The 287-nt window shown below is 70.0% G+C and carries 1 pseudogene; it reads left to right on the top strand.

Features of this window, described 5'->3' with window-relative positions:
• Positions 1-287, top strand: a pseudogene (locus tag Q4D18_RS11620) (hypothetical protein); the annotation flags it as partial.

Genomic DNA, 287 nt, shown 5'->3' with positions numbered 1-287 from the left:
CTGCTCGGCGCGCGTTCGGAGGCGTTCAAAGACAAGGACGGGCGCACGCGCTCCGGCTTCGAGGTCGCCACCGGCTCGGTGTGGGGCATCCCGGACTTCTTCGACGAGGAGACCGGCGAGTGGCGCCGCGCCGCACTCCAGCAGCTCTCGGCCTCCAGCCAGCAGCCGCACGGCGAGCACTTCAAGCTCGTCGCCCAGCAGATGGCCTCGGAGTCCTCGATCCCGGTGAACCAGCTCGGCCTGCTCATGGACAACCCGCCCTCGGCGGAGTCCATCCGGGTGCTCGA

It is taken from the genome of Micrococcus sp. (assembly GCF_030523875.1).
Classification (GTDB): Bacteria; Actinomycetota; Actinomycetes; order Actinomycetales; family Micrococcaceae; genus Micrococcus.
This window is presented reverse-complemented; position numbering and strand designations above follow the sequence as displayed.